Source organism: Micromonospora sp. WMMD1102 (assembly GCF_029626265.1).
In the GTDB taxonomy this organism is placed as follows: Bacteria; Actinomycetota; Actinomycetes; order Mycobacteriales; family Micromonosporaceae; genus Plantactinospora.
Genome location: NZ_JARUBN010000001.1, coordinates 7,573,598 through 7,593,292 on the forward strand (window position 1 = coordinate 7,573,598; position 19,695 = coordinate 7,593,292).

The window sequence follows — 19,695 nt, forward strand, 5'->3', positions numbered from 1 at the left end:
GGTTGTGGACAACGCTGTTAGCGTGCCCGATTGCACGTCAGCGTCAGGGGGTGGGATGCCGCTGGCGAGCAAAACCGGACAAGCTCGTCGATCGTTCGACAGATGAACCCGCGTCAACGCCGGTCGGGCCGGGGCAGACGACACGGACGCCCGGCCGGGCAGCACAATCGGTCGATACACAGGCTGTGGATAACCTGTGGACGACGCCGGCACCCGCCGCGCGTCGCGTCGTGCCTGTTCGAGCACGTCAGCAAGCCTGGAACGGTCGACCGGCACGGCAACGGCGGCCGGAGACGCAGAGGCGATGGGGGTGGCGCGACGGTGGCCGACACGATCGACCTTGGCGCGGTGTGGGCGGCGACGACCGAGGAGCTGGCCGACGAGATCATTTCGGCCCAGCAACGCGCCTACCTCCGGCTGACCCGGCTGCACACGATCATCGAGGACACCGCCCTGCTCTCCGTACCGGACGCGTTCACCCGGGACGTGATCGAGTCGCGGCTGCGCCCGGCTATCACCGAGGCCCTCTCCCGGCGACTGGGCCGGGCGGTCCAGGTGGCGGTCACCGTACGGCCGCCCGAGGACGGCCAGCCCCGCCCGGCCGGTACCGGCTATCCGGCCGGATCCGAACCGGCCGGACCGGCGAACTATCCCGGATCGGGCGCGGCACCCGGCTATCCCGCTCAGGGCGGGGCACCCGGCTATCCGGGCGGGGCCGAGCCGGCCGGCGGCTACGACAACACCGGCGGGGTCGGCGGATATCCCGGCCCGGATCCGGCCCGCGGACCCGGCGACCGCGAGTCCGCCCACTACCCCGACCCCGGCCCGGCCGGCGGCTACCGGGCCGAGCCGCTCCGCTTTCCCGGTGAGGCCGAGCACGAGTACCCGGCGCGGCCGGAGCAGGAGTTCCCGGCCGGCGCCGAAGCCGACGTACCCGAGAACCGCGGGCCGGCGCCAGACCAGGCCGGCGTCCGCAAGCCGCCGCCGTTCACCGGCTCGGCACAGGTCCCCGGCGGCGGGCGAGCCCCCGGACGGCCCGACAGCATCCGGGGCAACCTGATCCCGGCCAGCCGGGACGGCCAGGAGACCCTGTTCAGCGCCCCCTATCCGGAGCCGTACCGGCCGACCGCACCGCTACAGGAGCGCCGGGGCTTCGAGGAGCGGGGCACCGACGATCTCGGCCAGTTCGGCGATCCCCGGACGGCCGACCGCCGCTACCACGATCCCCGGGACGGCGCCGGGCGGCTCGGGCCGGGCCGGGACGCCGGCAGCGACAGCGGTCCGGGCCGGGGCGGTGCCAACGCACCGCACCGGCCGGGTGGCCGGGACGACCGCCGGCCGGGTGGCGTCGGCGGGGCCGGGGACGTCGGCGGCAACCGGCTGAACCCGAAGTACATGTTCGAGACCTTCGTGATCGGCTCGTCCAACCGGTTCGCCCACGCGGCGTCGGTCGCGGTCGCCGAGTCGCCGGCCAAGGCGTACAACCCGCTGTTCATCTACGGCAGCTCGGGGCTGGGCAAGACCCACCTGCTGCACGCGATCGGGCACTACGCGACGACGCTGGGCAACGCCCGCTCGGTCCGGTACGTCTCGACCGAGGAGTTCACCAACGACTTCATCAACTCGCTCCGGGACGACAAGACCAGTGCGTTCCAGCGCCGCTACCGCGACGTCGACATCCTGCTGATCGACGACATCCAGTTCCTGGAGAACCGCGAGCGGACCCAGGAGGAGTTCTTCCACACCTTCAACACCCTGCACAACGCCAACAAGCAGATCGTGATCACCTCGGACCGGTCGCCGAAGCAGCTGGCCACCCTGGAGGACCGGCTGCGTACCCGGTTCGAGTGGGGGCTGCTCGCCGACATCCAGCCGCCGGACCTGGAGACCCGGATCGCGATCCTGCAGAAGAAGGCGGCCCAGGAACGGCTCTTCGCCCCGCCGGACGTACTGGAGTTCATCGCGTCCCGGATCTCCAACTCGATCCGGGAGCTGGAGGGCGCGCTGATCCGGGTCACCGCGTTCGCCTCGCTGACCCGGTCGCCGGTCGAGCTGTCGCTGGCCGAGGAGGTGCTCCGGGACTTCATCCCGGACGGCTCCGGGCCGGAGATCACCGCGGACCAGATCATGATCTCGACGGCCGACTACTTCGGGGTGAGCCTGGAGGACCTGCGCGGGCAGTCCCGGTCCCGGGTGCTGGTCAACGCCCGCCAGGTGGCGATGTACCTGTGCCGGGAACTGACCGACCTGTCGCTGCCCCGGATCGGCCAGGCGTTCGGCGGCCGCGACCACACGACGGTGATGCACGCCGACCGGAAGATCCGGCAGCAGATGGCGGAACGCCGCTCGCTCTACAACCAGATCGCCGAGCTGACGAACCGGATCAAGCAGAACACCTGACCCGACAGATGCGGACCGGCGGAGGGCCGGGTACGGGCCGGATCGGCCCGTACCCGGCCCTCCGCGTCCCGTCCGGCCGCGCATCCTCCGACTCGGTCGCGCGCCGCCCGGCCGTCGATGGTTTGCGACCCGTTCGAGACCGTGCACGCGCGACTCGTCGTACCCAGGATTTCCACAGCCGGTTGTCCACGTCGGTGGATAACCCGAGGCCCGCTCCGAACCGGGAACCCACAACCTGTGGACGGAGGCTGTGGAAACGTGTGTGGACGGTTACCCCGCGTCACGGAGTTGTCCACCGATCCCGGCGGGCTGTGCACCGCCTGTTGAAGGTTCTGGGGACAGTCCATGTCGATCTTTCTACGGCTGTCCCCACAGTTGGGGAAAAGCCGGTGGGTAAGCCGGTGGATGACCGGTGGACAAGGGTGGAAAACTCGGCCGGCCGAGCCGGCTGTGGATGGCGAGCCCGGTTTCGACCCCGGTCGTCCACACCCCGTACACCGGTGGACAACCCGCTGACCAGCGCAGAGACGACTTCTCCACAGTTTGCACAGCACCGATGAAGACGATTGAGTTATCTCTTCTAAGAGAACAAAAACCAATCATCGGCGTTGGGCATCCTGTGGAGTCTTTGGAAACGTCGTACCCGGGCACCAGGATCTGCCGAAGTGCCGGGGTCGGGCGCACAGCCGATGCGCCCGGGTCCTAAGGTGCGATGGAGACCCGCACGCTTGGCGGGGCCGGAAGGCGGCCGCCGGCATGAGACAGTTGTCGCTGACGTCGATCCGGAGGCATGGCATGAAGTTCCGCGTGGAGCGTGACGCGCTCGCCGACGCCGTGGCGTGGACCGCGAAGAGTCTGCCCAACCGTCCCTCGGTGCCGGTGCTGGCCGGCGTGCTGCTCCGGGTCGGTGAGGGCGGGCTGCACGTGTCGGGCTTCGACTACGAGGTCTCCAGCCAGGTGACCGTTGACGTGCAGAGCGAGGCGGAGGGGGCCGCGCTGGTCTCCGGCCGGCTGCTGGCCGAGATCACCAAGGCGCTGCCGGCGAAGCCGGTCGACATCGCCGCCGCCGGGGCGCATCTGGAGCTGGTCTGCGGCAGCGCCCGGTTCACCCTGCCGACCATGCCGGTCGAGGACTATCCGACCCTGCCGGAGATGCCGGGCAGCGCCGGCACCATCGACGCGGCCACCTTCGCCGCCGCGGTCGGCCAGGTCGCGATCGCCGCCGGCCGGGACGAGACGCTGCCGATGATGACCGGGGTACGCATCGAGCTGAACGGCTCCACGCTGTCCATGCTCGCCACCGACCGCTACCGGCTGGCGCTGCGCGAGATCGACTGGCGGCCGGACGACCCGGAGGTCAGCATCAACGCGCTGGTGCCGGCCCGCACCCTGCACGACACCGCCAAGGCACTCGGCCCGCTCGGCGGCGACGTCACGATGGCGCTGGCCCAGGGCGCCGCCGGCGAGGGCCTGATCGGCTTTGCCGGCGGCACCCGCCGGACCACCAGCCGGCTGCTGGACGGCGCCAACTACCCGCCGGTGCGCTCGCTCTTCCCGGCCAGCTCCAACGCCGAGGCCCGGGTCTCGGTCGCCGCGCTGGTCGAGGTCGTCAAGCGGGTCTCGCTGGTCGGCGGCCGGAGCACGCCGGTGCTGCTGAACTTCAGCTCGGACGGGCTGGTCGTCGAGGCCGGCAGCACCGAGGAGGCCCGGGCCAGCGAGGCGATGGACGCCACCTTCACCGGCGAGCCGCTGACCATCGGCTTCAACCCGCAGTACCTGATCGACGGACTCCAGAACCTCGGCTCGGCCCTGGCGGTCTTCTCCTTCGTCGACGCCTTCAAGCCAGCGGTGATCTCGCCCTCCGGCGAGGACGGGGAGAGCATCCCCGGCTACCGTTATCTGATCATGCCGATCCGCGTGACCCGCTGATCGCACCGGTTCTGGAAGGAAAGTCTTCATGCAACTCGGCCTGGTGGGGCTCGGCCGAATGGGCGGCAACATGCGCGAGCGACTGCGCGCCGCCGGGCACGAGGTGATCGGCTACGACCAGAATCCGGCTCTCTCCGACGTCGCCAGCCTGGCCGAACTGGCCGAGCGGCTGGCCGCGCCCCGGGCGGTCTGGGTGATGGTGCCGGTGCAGTACACCGAGCCGACCGTCGACGGGCTGATCGAGGTGCTTTCCGCCGGCGACATCGTCATCGACGGCGGCAACTCCCGGTTCGTCGACGACCTGCCCCGGGCGGAGAAGCTCGACCGGCACGGCATCGGCTACGTCGACGTCGGCGTCTCCGGCGGCGTCTGGGGTCGGGAGAACGGCTACGGCCTGATGGTCGGCGGCGACGAGCAGCACGTCGGGCGGCTGATGCCGATCTTCGAGGCGCTCAAGCCGGCCGGCGAGTTCGGGTTCGTGCACGCCGGGCCGGTCGGCGCCGGGCACTACGCCAAGATGGTGCACAACGGCATCGAGTACGGCCTGATGCACGCCTACGCCGAGGGCTACGAGCTGCTCTCCGCCTCCGAGCTGGTGACGAACGTGCCGGGCGTGGTCAAGTCCTGGCGGGACGGCACCGTCGTCCGGTCCTGGCTGCTCGACCTGCTCGACCGTGCCCTCGACGAGGACCCGGAGCTGACCCAGCTCAGCGACTACACCGAGGACACCGGCGAGGGCCGCTGGACGGTCGACGAGGCGGTCCGGCTCGCCGTGCCGCTGAACGTCATCACCGCCTCGCTCTTCGCCCGCTTCTCCTCCCGGCAGGACGACTCGCCCGCGCTGAAGGCCGTCTCCGCGCTGCGCCAGCAGTTCGGCGGGCACACCGTCCGCAAGCACTGACCGGTGTACGTCCGCCGGCTCGAACTGGTCGACTTCCGCTCGTACGAGCGGGTCGGGGTGGACCTGGAGCCGGGTGGGAACGTCCTCGTCGGCCCGAACGGGGTGGGCAAGACCAACCTCGCCGAGGCGCTCGGCTACGTGGCGACCCTGGCCAGTCACCGGGTCGCCACCGACGCCCCGCTGGTCCGGGCCGGTGCCGCCACGGCGGTGCTGCGCTGCGCGATCGTGCACGAGGGCCGGGAGCTGCTGGTCGAGCTGGAGATCGCCCCGGGCCGGGCCAACCGGGCCCGGCTGAACCGGTCCCCGGCCCGCCGGGCCCGGGACGTCCTCGGCGCGCTGCGGCTGGTGCTCTTCGCCCCCGAGGACCTGGAACTGGTCCGGGGTGACCCGTCCGAGCGGCGGCGCTACCTCGACGACCTGCTGGTACTCCGGATGCCCCGGTACGCCGCCGTCCGCGGTGACTACGAGCGGGTGGTGAAGCAGCGCAACGCGTTGCTGCGTACCTCCTATCTGGCCCGGAAGACCGGCGGCGGGCGGGGACGGGCCGGACGCACCGACGACGAGTGGCCGGCCGAGGGTGGCGGCGACCTGTCGACGCTGGCGGTCTGGGACACCCACCTGGCCCGGCACGGGGCGGAGTTGCTGGCCGGCCGGCTGGAACTCGTCGCCGCGCTCGGCCCGCACGTGACGAAGGCGTACGACGCGGTGGCCGCCGGCCGGGGTGCGGCGTCGATGGCGTACCGGCCGTCGGTGGAGTTGCCGGAGACGCCGGACCGGTCGGCTCTGGAGGCGGCCCTGTCGAACGCGCTCGCCGAATCGCGGCCGGCCGAGATCGACCGTGGGACGACCCTGGTCGGGCCGCACCGCGACGAGTTGACCCTCACCCTCGGCACCCTGCCCGCCCGGGGGTACGCGAGCCACGGCGAGTCCTGGTCGTACGCGCTCGCGCTCCGGCTGGCCGCCTACGACCTGCTCCGCGCCGAGGGCGTCGAGCCGGTGCTGGTGCTCGACGACGTCTTCGCCGAACTGGACAGCGGCCGCCGGGAGCGGCTCGCCGAGCTGGTCGCCGGGGCCAGTCAACTCCTCGTCACCTGTGCGGTCGCCGACGACGTACCGCAGGCGCTGCGGGGGGCCCGCTTCGAGGTCTCCGACGGGCAGGTACGCCGTGCCGACTGATCCGGAGTCCCCCGGTCCGACCGGCAGTCCGACTGCCGCCGCCCGGTCCCGCCGCCCGTCCGCCGGCCCGCCCGGCGCGGAAAAGGACACGCCCCGACCGGAAAAGACCGCCGACGCGGCCAGCCCGGCGGAGGCGTCGGGGGCGGCCCGGTCCGGCTCCGGTGCGGCGGGCGCGGAGACGGGGTCGGCGCCGGCAGCTGGTGACGGCGAGCTGTCCGGTCCGGAGCTGGCCCGGGCGGTACTCGATGCCGCGCTCGCCAAACGGAAGGGACCGGCGCCGCGTCGGCGTACCACCGGCGGAGCGGAGCTGGACGCGGAGTCGGCGGACGGCGGCGGTGCCGGAGCGAATGTCGGACGGGCCGGCGGGCAGCGGCGCCGCCCACGCGGCTACTCCGGTCCCGGTCCCGACCCGCGTGATCCACAACTGTTCGGTACGGTGCTGGCCCGGCTGGTGAAGGCCCGGGGTTGGCAGCAGCCGGCCGCCGAGGCGACCGTCTTCGGGGCCTGGGAGCGGGTGGTCGGGCCGGACGTGGCCGAGCACAGCCGTCCGGTGAAGCTGGAGAACGGCGAGCTGACCGTCGAGGCGGAGTCGACGGCCTGGGCGACACAGTTGCGACTGCTGGCCGCCTCGCTGCTGCGCCGGATCGCCGCCGAGGTCGGGCACGGCGTGGTCCGTCGACTGCACGTGCACGGCCCGACCGCGCCGTCCTGGTCCCGAGGCCCGCGACGGGTGCGCGGACGTGGCCCCCGGGACACGTACGGCTGACCCGATCCGACCCGGCCTGGGCCGGTCTGGCCGGCCCATTTTGGCCTGGCCTGGGCCGGTCTGGCCGACCCAACCCAACCTGGCCCGGGCCTTCGCGGTCCGACACCGGCCGGCGGGATCGGCACCGACCCGGCTCGACCCGGCCCGGGGTCAGGAGTCGGCGTAGACGGCGAAGCCGCGTTCGGCGCACCGGCGGTAGAAGCCGGCCAGCACCGCCAGCTCCGAGCGGGGGTAGCTCCACTGCGGCGGCGCGCCGGACTCGTCGCGCAGCGCGTCGAGCCGGCTGTCCAGCCAGCGCAACTGCTGCTCGGCCAGGCGCCCGTCGGCCAGCGCGGCCCGGAGTACGGCGCCGACCGTGTCGAAGGTCACCGTGTCGCCGTACGCGCGGTGCCCGTCCACGAATCGTTCCAGCCCGCCGGCGATCCAGGCGCAGCCGTCCGGGTCGATCACCGGGTCCTCGTCCTCGGCCGCCGCCTCGGTTGCGTAGAGCACACCGTCGAGTCCCAGCAGCAGGTCGACCAGTTCGGTGTAGGCGGTGGCCCGGACCGAGCCGTTCTTGGCGATGTATCCGGCGAGGGCCGCGGTCGGTGCGGCCACCTCGGGCGCGTCGGCCAGGTCGCCGAAGTCGACGAACTCGGCCGGCGCGACCGGATCGTAGAAGCGGCCGGTCCGCGGCCAGCGCACCGCGACGTTGTCCAGCCCCATCGGGCGTCACCTTCCCATGCCTGGCGAAACCGGTCGGTGGGACCGCCCGGTGCGCTTACCGGGCATCCTGGCCATGGAGCTTACTTGCGGCGTCGCCAAGTTACGGCACCGCTCACCCTCCGCGCGACCCCCGGCCGTGCCGAGCGGATCCGGCGTCCGCGCTTGCCCCGGCTGGGCGGGCAGGACCGACCTGGGAGGTCTCGGCCGGCGAGGGTACGACGGTGCCGGAAACCGCCCCCGATTCGATCTCAGGCGTGTGGGGGGAGTCGCGGGCGAGGGGGTGAAGCCGTCTACGGAGGTCTCAGGGCGCCGCGCAGGGGTGCCGCATACCCAAGATGTCATCTGGGCACAGTAGGATTGACGGCGAGACGACGACACGGTGTGGCGTGGGGACCGGGCTGGCCGGTCGGGCGCCGCGTCGGGTCCGAGCCGATCGCGATCCGTGGGCAGCCGCGGCGACTGGCGCGTTCCGACCGTACCCGGAATTCCTCGTGGTGCCGGTCCGCGCGCCGAGTCGCGGGCCGCCCACCGAACCCGCGCTCTCGCGCCGCCCGGCGCGGGCCGCGCGAGAAAGTGGCCAAGGTGGCAGCGCAGCAGAAGCAGGAGTACGGCGCCGAGTCGATCACCGTTCTGGAGGGCCTGGAGGCCGTTCGCAAGCGGCCCGGTATGTACATCGGTTCGACTGGAGAGCGGGGTCTGCACCACCTGGTCTGGGAGGTCGTGGACAACGCGGTGGACGAGGCGCTCGCCGGCTACTGCGACACCATCGAGGTGGTGCTGCTCGCCGACGGCGGCGTCCGGGTCACCGACAACGGCCGGGGCTTCCCGGTCGACCTGCACCCGAAGCTGAAGAAGCCGGGCGTCGAGGTGGCGCTGACCGTGCTGCACGCCGGCGGCAAGTTCGACGGCAAGGCCTACGCGGTCTCCGGCGGCCTGCACGGTGTCGGCGTCTCGGTGGTGAACGCACTCTCCACCCGGATGTTCGTGGAGATCCACAAGGACGGGTACGTCTGGCGGCAGAGCTACGCCAACTCCAAGCCCACCCCGCTGGAGAAGGGCGAGACCACCAACACCACCGGTTCGTCGGTCTCGTTCTGGCCGGACCCGTCGGTCTTCGAGACCGTCGACTTCGCCTTCGAGACCATCTACCGCCGCATCCAGGAGTACGCCTTCCTCAACCGTGGCCTGACCATCCAGCTCCGCGACGAGCGGGTGCAGGAGGAGGACGGCAAGCCGCGCGAGGTGACCTTCTGCTACAAGGGCGGCATCTCCGACTTCGTCCGGCACCTCAACGCCTCCAAGAACCCGATCCACAAGACCGTGGTCGAGTTCGGGGCCGAGGAGGAGACCGAGGGCATGTCGGTCGAGATCGCGATGCAGTGGAACGAGTCGTACGGCGAGTCGGTCTACACCTTCGCGAACACCATCAACACGCACGAGGGCGGCACCCACGAGGAGGGCTTCCGGGCCGCGCTGACCAGCGTCGTCAACCGGTACGGCACGGACAAGAAGCTGCTCAAGAGCGACGAGAAGCTCTCCGGCGAGGACATCCGGGAAGGGCTCGCGGCGATCATCTCGGTCAAGCTGACCAACCCGCAGTTCGAGGGGCAGACCAAGACCAAGCTCGGCAACACCCCGGTGAAGAGCTTCGTACAGCGGGTCTGCAACGAGTGGCTTGTCGACTGGTTCGACCGCAACCCGGCCGAGGCCAAGCTGATCATCACCAAGGCGACCCAGGCGGCGCGGGCCCGGATCGCCGCGCAGCAGGCCCGGAAGCTGGCCCGGCGCAAGTCGCTGCTGGAGTCCGGCTCGATGCCGGGCAAGCTGGCCGACTGCCAGTCCACCGACCCGCGCGAGTCCGAGGTGTTCATCGTCGAGGGCGACTCGGCGGGTGGCTCGGCCAAGCAGGGCCGCGATCCGCGTACCCAGGCGATCCTGCCGATCCGGGGCAAGATCCTGAACGTGGAGAAGGCCCGGATCGACCGGGTGCTGAAGAACAACGAGGTGCAGGCGCTGATCACCGCGCTGGGCACCGGCATCCACGACGACTTCGACATCGAGAAGCTGCGGTACCACAAGATCGTGCTGATGGCCGACGCCGACGTCGACGGCCAGCACATCCAGACGCTGCTGCTCACCCTGCTGTTCCGGTTCATGCGGCCGCTCGTCGAGCTGGGGCACGTCTACCTGGCCGCACCGCCGCTCTACAAGATCAAGTGGAACCGCAAGGGCGACGACGCCCAGTACGCCTACTCCGACCGGGAGCGGGACGGGCTGATCGCGCTGCGGCAGCAGAAGAAGCCGAACGCCAAGCCGGACGACATCCAGCGGTTCAAGGGTCTGGGCGAGATGAACTACCCGGAGCTGTGGGAGACCACGATGAACCCGGCGACCCGGACGCTGCGCCAGGTCACCCTGGACGACGCCGCGACGGCCGACGAGCTGTTCAGCGTGTTGATGGGCGAGGACGTGGAGGCGCGTCGCTCGTTCATCCAGCGCAACGCCAAGGACGTCCGCTTCCTCGACATCTAGGGCCGGTACGGCGGTCCTCGGCACCGACCGACGGGTCGGCCGGACGACAGCACCGAGTCGGCCGAACGGTCAACCGGGACCGCCGTTCCACACAGTTATCCACAGCTTCCACGGTTTCCACAGCCGTTATCCACAGCGGAATGCGGCTTTGAGTCTGATAAGGGTAGACAGTGACGGATACTCCCGAGCCCACCGCCAACGAGCCGGAGCAGGACGCGGCTGCCGCCAGCGCGGTCGCCCAGCACGACCGGATCGAGCCGGTCGGGCTCGAGGTGGAGATGCAGCGCTCCTACCTCGACTACGCGATGAGCGTGATCGTCGGGCGGGCGCTGCCGGACGTACGGGACGGGTTGAAGCCCGTACACCGGAAGATCCTCTACGCCATGTTCGACTCCGGCTACCGCCCGGACCGGGGATACGTGAAGTGCTCCCGGGTGGTCGGCGATGTGATGGGTCAGTTCCACCCGCACGGCGACTCGGCGATCTACGACGCGCTGGTCCGGATGGCCCAGACCTGGTCGCTGCGCTACCCGCTCGTCGACGGCAACGGCAACTTCGGCTCGCCAGGTAACGATCCGGCTGCGGCCATGAGATATACCGAATGCAAGCTTGACCCACTTGCTATGGAGATGCTAAGGGACATCGACGAGGACACCGTCGACTTCCAGGACAACTACGACGGCCGGGCCAAGGAGCCGACGATCCTACCGTCCCGGATCCCGAACCTGCTGGTGAACGGTTCCGAGGGCATCGCGGTCGGCATGGCGACCAAGATCCCGCCGCACAACCTGCGGGAGATCGCCGCCGCGGTGCAGTGGTGCCTGGAGCACCCGGAGGACGACGAGGCGACGACACTCGACGCCCTGATCGGGATCGTCAAGGGGCCGGACTTCCCGACCCACGGCCTGATCGTGGGGACGACGCCGATCCAGGACGCGTACCGGACCGGGCGGGGTTCGATCCGGATGCGCGCGGTGGTGGAGGTCGAGGAGGACAAGAAGGGCCGGACGAGCCTGGTCGTCACCGAGCTGCCGTACCAGGTCAACCCCGACAACCTGGCCGAGCGGATCGCCGAGCTGATCAAGGAGGGGAAGCTCGCCGGGATCGCCGACATCCGGGACGAGTCCTCAGGGCGTACCGGTATGCGGATCGTGCTGGTGCTCAAGCGCGACGCGGTCGCCAAGGTGGTGCTGAACAACCTCTACAAGCACACTCAGCTTCAGGAGACCTTCGGCGCCAACATGCTGGCCCTGGTCGACGGGGTGCCGCGCACGCTCAACCTGGCGCAGTTCATCCGCTACTACGTCGACCACCAGATCGACGTGATCCGGCGGCGGACGGCCTTCCGGCTGCGTAAGGCCGAGGAGCGGGCACACATCCTGCGCGGTCTGGTCAAGGCGCTGGACGCGCTGGACGAGGTCATCGCGTTGATCCGGCGGTCGCCGACGGTGGAGGAGGCCCGGCAGGGCCTGATCCAGCTCCTCGACATCGACGAGGTGCAGGCCACCGCGATCCTGGACATGCAGCTGCGCCGGCTCGCCGCGCTGGAGCGCCAGAAGATCATCGACGAGCTGGCCAAGATCGAGGTGGAGATCGCCGACCTCAAGGACATCCTGGCCAAGCCGGAGCGGCAGCGGAAGATCGTCTCCGAGGAGCTCGGCGAGATCGTGGCCAAGTGGGGCGACGAGCGCCGGACCAAGATCGTGCCCTTCGAGGGCGAGGTTTCGATGGAGGACCTGATCGCCCGCGAGGACGTCGTGGTCACCATCACCCGCACCGGGTACGCCAAGCGGACCAAGGTCGACCTCTACCGCTCGCAGCGCCGGGGCGGCAAGGGGGTCAGTGGTGCCACGCTGCGCCAGGACGATATCGTCAGCAACTTCTTCGTCTGCTCCACGCATGACTGGATGCTCTTCTTCACCAATAAGGGGAGGGTCTACCGGGCCAAGGCGTACGAGTTGCCGGAGGCCAGTAGGGTGGCCAGAGGCCAGCACGTGGCCAATCTGCTCGCCTTCCAGCCGGACGAGCAGATCGCCCAGGTGATCGAGATCCCGGACTACCAGGTCGCGCCGTACCTGGTCCTGGCCACCAGGAACGGTCTGGTGAAGAAGACGAGGTTGGAGGAGTTCGATTCCAACCGCTCCGGCGGCATCATCGCGATCAACCTCCGCGACGAGGACGAGCTGGTCGGAGCGGCGCTCGCGGGCCCGGGGGACGACCTCCTCCTGGTGTCCAAGAAGGCGCAGGCGATCCGGTTCAACGCCACCGACGAGGCGCTCCGCCCGATGGGACGGGCGACCTCGGGCGTGATCGGGATGCGGTTCACCGACGACGACGTGCTGTTGGCGATGGAGGTGGTCCGCGAGGGCATGGACCTGGATGTCCTCGTGGCGACGAACGGGGGCTACGCGAAACGCACCCCGATCGAGGAATACCCCGTGCAGGGTAGGGGAGGTAAAGGGGTGCTGACCGCGAAGATCACAGAGCGCCGCGGCGGTCTGGTCGGCGCGGTCGTGATCAGCCCGGACGACGAGCTGTTTGCCATCACCAGCAACGGCGGTGTGATCCGGACTCCGGTGAAGCCTGTACGCCGAACGCGTGACCGGAACACAATGGGGGTCAAACTGATGGACCTACCAGACGGCGTGACTATTGTGGCGATTGCTCGCAATGCCGACGAGCCTGACGAACAGGACTAGTTGATGACGGATACACAGGCGAAGTCGGGGGCTGCGGGGACCTCGGCCAACCCGGTCGACGAGGAGTCCGCCGCCGGCGGAAACTCGGCGACCGGCCGCGCGGCCGTCGGCCGCGCGATGGTCAGCGCCGACACGCCGTCGCCCAAGTTCACCCGGGCGCCGGGCATGCCGCCGCCACCCGACCAGCTGCCCGAGGAGTCGACCACCCCGTCGGCCGGTGCTGGCGAGGACGGGAAACCGGCGGCCGCCACGACGGAAGCCGCGACTGCCGCGACGTCTCCGGCGGCCACCGTTGCGGCTTCCCGGGGCAGTTCCGGGGTGAACCGGTCCGACCAGGCGGGCAGTGGTGACCCGAACGTGACGAGCCGGCTGGAGCAGCCCGGCTCGGCAAGCCGTACCGAGCGGATTCCGGGCCGGACCGAGCGGCCGGGTTCCCCGGGCACCACCTCCGGGGCCGAGGCGACCCAGCGGATCGGCGCCGCGTCGCAGAGCGCCTTCCGTCCGGGTGGGTCCGGCGGGAGCACCCCGACTACCCAGACAGCTGCCACCAGCCGGTTCGGCCTCGGCAGCCCGGCCGCGCGTACGGCGACCGGTACCGGGCCTGGCGGTGTCGGTCCGGGGGCGGTCGGCGGTGTCGGCCAGGGGACGGCCGGCGGTGCCGGTGCGGTCGGTGCGGCCCGGGTGACCGAGGCGGTGCGCGCCGCGCGGAGTACCGTCAGCTCCGCCGCCTCGCGCGGACCCCGCCGGGCCCGGCTGAACCTGAAGCGGATCGACCCCTGGTCCGTGATGAAGTTCTCGTTCGCGGTCTCGCTGGTGCTGTTCATCGTGGTGATCGTCGCGACCTCCGTGCTCTACCTGGCGCTCGACGCGATGGGCGTCTTCGACAGCGTGAACGGCACGCTGACCGACATGATCAGCGCGAGTGGCGGGCAGACCGGCAGCACCTTCCAGATCACCGCCAAGGGCGTCATCCTCACCTCCGGCCTGATCGGGCTGGTGAACGTGGTGCTGTTCACCGCGCTCGCCACCCTGGGAGCGTTCATCTACAACGTCTGCGCCGACCTGGTCGGCGGTGTCGAGTTGACCCTCGCCGAGCGCGACTGAGTGACCCGACAGCATGCTTCGCCGACGCCGGGGCAGCCGCAAAGCGGTGGCCCCGGCGTCCGCCGTTCCGGTACGGTCTGCGTCGTAGCTGGTACGCCGCCGCTGCGCCGGAACCGCCGCCCCCAAGTTGGGACCGGCGCGGGAGGTACGGTAACCTTGCTCGTCGCAACGGGGGGCTATAGCTCAGTCGGTTAGAGCGCAGAGCTGATAACTCTGAGGTCGATGGTTCGATTCCATCTAGCCCCACTTCATACCGTCCGACGGCTCGTCGAGCGTGAGGATACGTCCATGTTGAAGAAGATCCTGCTCGTCGTCGGCGTCGTCGGCGTCGCGGCCCTCGTCTACAAGAAGGTCAAGGACTCCAACGACGAGCGCGCCCTCTGGCACGAGGCCACCACCGCGCCCGACCTGCGCTAGGACGTCTGACCGGATCACACCCCCCGTTGGCGGCTCCGTCCCGCTCGGGGCCGTAGCTCAACTGGCAGAGCACTGCCTTTGCAAGGCAGGGGTTAGGGGTTCGAGTCCCCTCGGCTCCACCATTCAACGCCGTGACGGGCGTGACGAGCGCGCGAGTTCGGCTACGTCGTGGCGGCGATCCACTTCCGGGTCGGAGCGGCGCCGGCCAGGTCTACCTGTCGTCTCGGACGGCGTTCGACGGCCGTGCGCGGTGCCGGTCAGTCACAGTGTTCGAACGGACTGGTGTAGCTTGCCCCGTCGGCCGAACCGCCCCACTTGACGCAGTTTCCGGCGGCTTCGGCGCGTACCGGGCCGGCGTAGTACTCGTAGGCGCCGCTGTCGGTCTGCCGGCCGGCGCCCTGCACCTGGAGGTGTGCGGAGACCCGGGTCGGGGTGCCGACCGAGCTGACCTTGAGGGCGACCGTGCAGTTGGTGCCGTTGGCGGCGCTGTAGAGCAGGTAGACCCGGGCCAGCGGAATGCCACCGGGCCCGGCCACCGGTGCCTGGTCGATGACCTGGTAGCCGCTGCCACAGACCTTCTCCGGCGCGTACGGGTTCTTGACGGCAGGCTCTTCCGGACGACTCGTGCCGGGCTGCGGGCCGGCAGTGGCTCCACCCGGGCCGGTCGGCGGTGACTGCCCGTCCGACGACCAGTCGGCGCTGCCCGGGGTACTCCCGGACGGGTTCGGCCCGGCGTTCGCGGTCGCCCGGGCCGCTGGTCCGGTCGTCGTCGTAGCGACGCCGATCTCCGGGGCCGGACCGGTCGACGCGCCGGCCCGGTCCGCCGGATCCGCGGTCACCTGCTCCGGTCCGGGACGGACGATCAGCAGCGCGACCACACCGACGACCGCGACGACGACCGCCGCCAACCCGGCGAGCGGGGCGGTACGTCGACGGCGCCCTCCGACGCTCGGACCGCCGACCACCCCGGATCCGGCGGAGAAGGGTGCGCCCGAGCCGGTGGCGAACGGTGCGCCCGAGCCAGCCGCGAACGGTGCGCCCGATCCGGCAGGGAGGGGCGGCGGCGCCCCGGCCGGGGTCGCTCCGGACGGGGCCGGCCCGGACAGCAGCGTTCCGGGCGGGTGCGGTCCGGACGACGACGGCGTCGGACGGCTGGCGGGCAGCCGCATGGTCGAGGACGACGCCAGGGTTTCTTCGGCGGCACGAATGGCGTCGGCGAACGCTGCCGCACTCAGGAAGCGATGACCCGGCTCCTTGGCCAGCGCCCGTTCGACAAGCATCGCCACCGGGGCCGGCACGTCCGGCGGCAACGGCGGCGGCGCCTCCTGGAGGTGCTGGGTCACGATGTGCAGCGGGTTGCCGCCGGTGAACGGCGGGCGTCCGGTCAGGCAGCAGTACGCGACCGCGCCGAGTGCGTACACGTCGGTGGCCGCCGACACGGGACGGCCGGCGATCTGTTCCGGCGCCATGTAGTGCACCGAGCCGAGCATGATGTTGCTGGCGGTGATGCTCGTCACGTTCGCCGACCGGGCCACCCCGAAGTCGACGAGTACGACGGAGCCGTCCGGCTGGACCAGCAGGTTGCTCGGCTTGACGTCCCGGTGCACGATGTTCGCCTGGTGCGCGACGTGCAGGGCGCGGGCAGCCTGGCTCAGCACCGAGAGGGTCTCGCTGACGCCGAGCCGGCCCAGCTGCTTGACCCGCTTCGACAACGACATCCCGTCGATGAGTTCCATCACCAGGTAGTCGACCCGGCGACCGTCCAGTTCGGCGTCCTCGCCGTAGTCGAAGACGCTGACGATGCCGGGGTGCCGCAGCGCGGCCATCAGCCGGGCCTCGGTCCGGAACCGGGTGATGAACTCGAGGTCCGAGACCAGCGCCGGCAGCAGCACCTTCACCGCGACGCGTCGCTTCAGGAGGGTGTCGGTGGCGGACCAGACGTCTCCCATGCCGCCGGTCGCGACCCGGTCGTCGAGCAGGTAGCGGTCGTTGAGCACGACTCCCGGAGACAACATTCGATCACCGTACCGGTCGACACAGGGCCGGACGGTCGATGGCCTGCATCGGCCGGACACTGGTCCGGCCTGCGCAGCCGTGCAGCGGTCAGAAGCCTTCCGGGACGTGCGGTACGTAGTGCTCGCCGAGCCGGCGCAACTCGTCCGCGCCGAGCGCCAGGTCCACCGCGGCGACCGCATCGCCGAGATGCTCGGGCTTTGTCGCACCGACGATCGGGGCGGTCACCGCCGGTTGGTGCAGCAGCCAGGCGAGCGCGACCTGCGCCCTGGGGACGCCGAGTTCGCCGGCAACGTCGGCTACCGCGCCGACCACCCCGACGGTCGGCTTCCTCGGCCTGCCTGTAGAGGGTGCCGCCGAACTCGTCCGTCTCGCTGCGCGCGGTGCCGACCGCCCAGTCCCGGGTCAGCCGGCCCCGGGCCAGCGGACTCCAGGGAAGTACTCCGACGCCCTGGTCGAGGCAGAACGGAAGCATCTCCCGCTCCTCCTCCCGCATTATCAGGTTGTACTGGTCCTGCATGGACACGAACCGGGTCCACCCGCCCAGGTCGGCGGTGTACTGCGCCTGCACGAACTGCCAGGTCCACATCGAGGAGGCCCCGAGATAGCGCACCTTGCCTGCACGTACGAGGTCGTGCAGCGCCTCCATCGTCTCCTCGATCGGCACAGTCGGGTCGTACCGGTGGATCTGGTAGAGGTCGATGTAGTCGGTACCGAGTCGGCGCAGGCTCTCGTCGACCTGGGTCAGGATCGCCGCCCGGGACAGCCCGCCGCCCTTCGGCCCCGGCCCCATCCGGCCGTGCACCTTGGTCGCGATGACCACCTCGTCCCGCCGGGCGAACTCGCCGAGCAGCTTCCCGGTGATCTCCTCACTGCTGCCGAGGGAGTAGACGTTGGCGGTGTCGAACGTGGTGATGCCGGCCTCGATCGCCTGCCGGACGAACGGCCGCGCCTCGTCCAGGCCGACCGACCAGGAGTGGGTGCCGCGCTGCGGGTCGCCGAAGCTCATGCACCCGAGGACGATGCGCGACACTTCCAGTCCCGAGTTGCCCAGTCGTACGTACCGCATCGGTACTCCTCGCCTCGCCTCGTCCGTCGTCGTGGTCGTCGTAGTCGGCTTAGCCGGCGAGCCGCGACCACTGGCTCCAGGCAACGTACCGGCGGCCGAGGAAGCCGGAGGTGACGCCGGGGCGGCCCGGCTGCGGAGCCGGCGGAGCATCCGGGCGTCGCCGAACCCGACCGCCCTGGCCGCGGCCTCCACGGTGGCACCGTGCCCGATCAGGTGTTCGGCGCGTTCGACCCGCAGTAGCTGCTGGTAACGCAGCGGCGTCACCCCGACGGCCCGGACGAAGACCCGGGTGAGGGTGCGCTCGCTGACCCCGACGGCGGCGGCCAGGTCGGTCAGGGACAGCCGTTCGGTGAACCGGGTGTCGATGACGTCCTGCACCCGGTGCACCACGTCGCTGACGTGACCCCGGTGCCGCAACATCGCGCTGGCCTGCCGCTCGTCGCCGTTGCGCCGGGCGTAGACCACCATCTCCCGGGCCACCCGGGCGGCGAAGCCGGGCCCGTGCCGCGCGGCGAGCAGGTGCAGGGCCAGGTCGATGCCGCTGGCGATGCCGGCCGAGGTGACCACGCGGTCGTCCACGACGTACAGCACGTCCCGGACCACTGTGGCGCGCGGGTACCGGCGGGCCAGGTCGTCCTGGAGGTCGTGGTGGGTGGTGCACCGCCGGCCGTCCAGCAGACCGGCACCGGCCAGCGCGAACGCTCCGGCGCAGACGCTGGCGACCGTGCCGCCCCGGCGGTGGTGCCGGGCCAGCCGCTCCAACGTCGCGTCCGCGAAACCGGCGTACCGGCTCCGGCTCCGGTCCCGGCCGGCCGAACCCGGGATACCGGCCGGGCCGGGCGGACGGCCGGCCGCCAGCCGGGTACCACGATTAGGTCGTCGGGCCCCAGCTCGGGCCAGTCGGTCCGGGCCCGCAGCGGTACGCCCTGGGTGGTGCCGACCTCCTCCCGCTCGCCGACGTAGTGCAGGGCGTAGCCGCCGCCGAAGTCGGCGGCGGTGGAGAACGCCTGCGCCGGCCCGGCCAGGTCGAGCAGGTGCAGCCGGGCGGCGAGCAGGAAGACGACGTTCGTCACCCGACGGCCGGCTCCGGCACGGCGGCCCGCTCGGGAGCCGCCGGCTCCGGCCGGGTACGTCCACCGTCCGCCCCCGCACCCTCGGCGGCCCGCTCCGCGCGCCCGGCGGTCAACTCGGCCACGGTACGGATGGTGGCGAACCGCCCGGCCAGCGCGTACTCGGTACGGGCGACGATTTCGTCGACGCCGAGCGTGCGCGGGTCGGCGAGGATCTCGGCCAGGGTACGGCCGGGCGGGGCGTCCGGGTGCTCGATCGGGTTCGTCGCCGTCGCGTCGGTCACGAACGTCACCTGGTAGCCGAGGTCACTCGCGAGCCGGGCGGTGGTCTCCACGCACTGCTCGGTGCGGATCCCGCAGACCGCCACCTCCAGCACGCCCGCCTGGGTCAGCAGTTGCTGGAGGTTGGTGGTGGTGAAGGCGTTGTGCGAGGTCTTGTGCAGCACCGGCTCGCCGGGCCCGGGTTCGAGCCCGTCCATCAACCGGACGAAGCCGAGAGCCGGGTCGAAGACGTTGCCGGTGCCGGGCTCGGTGTGCAGTACCCAGACCACGAGGTCACCTGCCGCCCGGAACGCTTCGGTCAGCCGGCGTACCCGTTCGGCGATCTCCGGGTTCGAGGTGACCGACCAGATTTCCCGTTGCCGGAACGACTCCTGTACGTCGATGACGACGAGCGCGCGTGATGTCATGCCACCGATCCTGTCCGGTCGAGAGCCGCGACGGCAGACACCATCATGCCCGGCTCCGGAACGATCCGGTCACCACGCCCGGCCGGCCCGGCCAGCGAGCCCCGAGCCCCGGCCCGTGGGTCGGCGGGCCGGGTGGGCGCGGTCGGCGTACCCCGGACAGCCGGCGGCCCCTCCCGGTCGGGTGCAACCGGAAGGGGCCGCCGTGAACGGTCGACAGTGCTAGTG

Annotated in this window: 13 protein-coding genes, 2 tRNA genes and 1 pseudogene; 11 read left to right on the plus strand and 5 right to left on the minus strand. The window is 71.0% G+C overall.

Going from position 1 to position 19,695, the window contains the following annotated elements:
* Positions 1–321 precede the first annotated feature (321 nt).
* The 5 genes from dnaA (at position 322) to O7626_RS34400 (ending at position 7,172) form a co-directional block, all read left to right on the plus strand.
* Positions 322–2,400: a chromosomal replication initiator protein DnaA gene (gene dnaA / locus O7626_RS34380; protein ID WP_347404829.1), complete on the plus strand. Its 2,079-nt coding sequence runs from the start codon at positions 322–324 to the stop codon at positions 2,398–2,400.
* Between the two features lie 795 nt (positions 2,401–3,195).
* Positions 3,196–4,329 (plus strand): DNA polymerase III subunit beta, encoded by a 1,134-nt coding sequence (gene dnaN, locus O7626_RS34385; protein WP_278065148.1) that lies wholly within the window; start codon positions 3,196–3,198, stop codon positions 4,327–4,329.
* Between the two features lie 28 nt (positions 4,330–4,357).
* On the plus strand, positions 4,358–5,230 hold the full coding sequence (gene gnd / locus O7626_RS34390; RefSeq protein WP_278065149.1) for a phosphogluconate dehydrogenase (NAD(+)-dependent, decarboxylating): 873 nt from the start codon (positions 4,358–4,360) through the stop codon (positions 5,228–5,230).
* Between the two features lie 3 nt (positions 5,231–5,233).
* Positions 5,234–6,406 carry a DNA replication/repair protein RecF gene (recF, locus tag O7626_RS34395; protein ID WP_278065150.1) on the plus strand — a complete coding sequence of 391 codons (1,173 nt, stop codon included), beginning with the start codon at positions 5,234–5,236 and terminating at the stop codon, positions 6,404–6,406.
* Positions 6,407–6,617: 211 nt separating this feature from the next.
* Entirely contained in the window at positions 6,618–7,172 is a 555-nt protein-coding gene (locus O7626_RS34400; protein ID WP_278066449.1) for a DciA family protein, read from the plus strand.
* A gap of 150 nt (positions 7,173–7,322) precedes the next feature.
* Here O7626_RS34400 and O7626_RS34405 read toward each other — a convergent pair whose 3' ends face one another.
* Positions 7,323–7,877, minus strand: a complete 555-nt coding sequence (locus O7626_RS34405; RefSeq protein ID WP_278065151.1) for a hypothetical protein — start codon at positions 7,875–7,877, stop codon at positions 7,323–7,325.
* A 582-nt stretch (positions 7,878–8,459) separates the two neighbouring features.
* Between O7626_RS34405 and gyrB the strand changes: the two genes are divergently transcribed.
* From gyrB to O7626_RS34435, 6 genes are all read left to right on the plus strand, one after another.
* On the plus strand, positions 8,460–10,409 hold the full coding sequence (gyrB, locus tag O7626_RS34410) for a DNA topoisomerase (ATP-hydrolyzing) subunit B (protein WP_278065152.1): 1,950 nt from the start codon (positions 8,460–8,462) through the stop codon (positions 10,407–10,409).
* A gap of 170 nt (positions 10,410–10,579) precedes the next feature.
* Positions 10,580–13,108, plus strand: coding sequence for a DNA gyrase subunit A (gene gyrA / locus O7626_RS34415; protein ID WP_278065153.1), 2,529 nt, complete (start codon positions 10,580–10,582; stop codon positions 13,106–13,108).
* 3 nt (positions 13,109–13,111) lie between these two features.
* Entirely contained in the window at positions 13,112–14,212 is a 1,101-nt protein-coding gene (locus tag O7626_RS34420; protein WP_278065154.1) for a DUF3566 domain-containing protein, read from the plus strand.
* A gap of 172 nt (positions 14,213–14,384) precedes the next feature.
* Positions 14,385–14,458: transfer RNA gene (locus O7626_RS34425), tRNA-Ile, on the plus strand.
* A gap of 42 nt (positions 14,459–14,500) precedes the next feature.
* Positions 14,501–14,629, plus strand: coding sequence for a DLW-39 family protein (locus O7626_RS34430; RefSeq protein WP_278065155.1), 129 nt, complete (start codon positions 14,501–14,503; stop codon positions 14,627–14,629).
* A gap of 46 nt (positions 14,630–14,675) precedes the next feature.
* Positions 14,676–14,751 (plus strand) — tRNA-Ala (locus O7626_RS34435).
* Positions 14,752–14,886: 135 nt separating this feature from the next.
* Here the strand turns inward: O7626_RS34435 and O7626_RS34440 are convergent.
* From O7626_RS34440 to O7626_RS34455, 4 genes and pseudogenes are all read right to left on the minus strand, one after another.
* A complete protein-coding gene (locus O7626_RS34440; RefSeq protein ID WP_278065156.1) occupies positions 14,887–16,644 on the minus strand; it encodes a serine/threonine protein kinase in 1,758 nt (585 codons plus the stop codon).
* Positions 16,645–16,732: 88 nt separating this feature from the next.
* Entirely contained in the window at positions 16,733–16,957 is a 225-nt protein-coding gene (locus tag O7626_RS41625) for an aldo/keto reductase (RefSeq protein ID WP_347404878.1), read from the minus strand.
* A gap of 145 nt (positions 16,958–17,102) precedes the next feature.
* Positions 17,103–18,863 (minus strand): annotated as a pseudogene (locus O7626_RS41630) (aldo/keto reductase); the annotation flags it as partial.
* The gene (locus O7626_RS34455; protein WP_278065157.1) at positions 18,781–19,470 is read right to left on the minus strand and encodes an isochorismatase family protein; all 690 of its coding nucleotides are present in this window, start codon (positions 19,468–19,470) and stop codon (positions 18,781–18,783) included. The gene O7626_RS34455 and the pseudogene O7626_RS41630, both read right to left, overlap by 83 nt.
* Positions 19,471–19,695: the final 225 nt, after the last annotated feature.